The 948-nt window shown below is 72.9% G+C and carries 1 protein-coding gene; it reads right to left on the reverse strand.

Going from position 1 to position 948, the window contains the following annotated elements:
- Positions 1–777: NAD(P)/FAD-dependent oxidoreductase (locus IE312_RS43640; RefSeq protein WP_229900930.1), on the reverse strand; the 777-nt coding region annotated here is incomplete at its 3' end.
- Between the last annotated feature and the right edge of the window lie 171 nt (positions 778–948).

Here is a 948-nt window from a genome sequence, read left to right on the forward strand (position 1 = left end):
CTGCTCGGCCTGCCGGGCCGCCGCCATCCGCTCGTACAGCTCGGGCACGGTCGTCTTCACCGCGTCCAGGTAGTGGGCCTGGGCGTCGTGCCGCACCCGCTGGAAGTCGGCCTGCGGGAAGTAGGTCATCACCAGGGTACGGGCGTCGTTGGTGGGGATCACGCCGATCCACCGCTCCGGTCGCTCGTACAGCTCGAAGTGGGCCGGCAGGTCCTCCCAGTAGCTGTAGTAGGTGCAGGTCATGCGCGGCTGCTCGATCACCTTGGGGGCGCCGGTGAACCGCGCGACCGCCGAGCGCATGCCGTCGGCGCCGACGACGAGCCGGGCCCGCTCGGTGAACTCACCGCCCTCCGCGGTCTTGTACGTCACGCCGGCCACCCGGTCCCCCTCCCGGACCAGCCCGGTGACCGTGCAGCCCTCCCGCAGCTCCGCCCCGGCCGCGACGGCCCCGTCGGCGAGCACCGGGTCCAGCGCCCAGCGGCGGGGCGCGTACGCGGCGCGCTCACCGTCGGCGGCCAGCGAGCAGCCGTCCAGGCGGACGTCGGCGGCCTGGTAGCTGACGTGCGTGAGGGGCGGGCAGTTGGTCGCCGCGACCCGCTCCTTCAGGCCCCAGCGGGCGAGCAGGGCGACCCCGGGCTGGTGGATGTAGTGGGAGGAGAGCTTGTCCTGCGGGAAGCGCGCCTTTTCCAGCAGCAGGACGCTGTATCCCGCGCGTGCCAGAAGCATTGCCGTCGGCGACCCCGCGCAGCGCGCGCCGACCACGATGACGTCGTACATGACGACTCCTGTCCTGCTGAAGCAAACGGAAAGGGAGGGAAGGGGGAAGGAGAGGAAGGGGGAAGGAGAGGGAGGGGAGGGGACGAAGGGGGGTGGGGGCTCAGGTCGTCCGTCCGGCCCTGCGGTCCGTCCGGCGGCGCAGCGCCGGGCGGCTGGTCGGTGCGACGGCAC

The organism is Streptomyces capoamus, assembly GCF_014654935.1.
Lineage (GTDB): Bacteria > Actinomycetota > Actinomycetes > Streptomycetales > Streptomycetaceae > Streptomyces > Streptomyces capoamus.